1 pseudogene is annotated in these 212 nt (G+C 33.5%); it reads left to right on the top strand.

Going from position 1 to position 212, the window contains the following annotated elements:
• Window positions 1–212 (top strand): annotated as a pseudogene (locus V7024_RS22340) (hypothetical protein); the annotation flags it as partial.

Below are 212 nucleotides of genomic sequence, written 5' to 3' on the forward strand. Positions count from 1 at the left end.
GGATATATATAGAACTATTGCAGGTGCTATAAGTATTGGAGCAGAGTTGCCGCAATTTAATGAGAATGATAATTCAGAAATAAGACCTATTTATCCTAAAGAAACCGGTTATGAGAGTTATTACGATTATGGGATGGAATGTTCAGCTACAAATTCTGCGTTTGCATGTCTTCAAAAAGGGATTAAGGAAAATGGAGAAATATGTATTTTGT

Source organism: Bacillus sp. JJ864, from assembly GCF_036963045.1.
GTDB classification, from domain to species: Bacteria; Bacillota; Bacilli; order Bacillales; family Bacillaceae_G; genus Bacillus_A; species Bacillus_A pseudomycoides_C.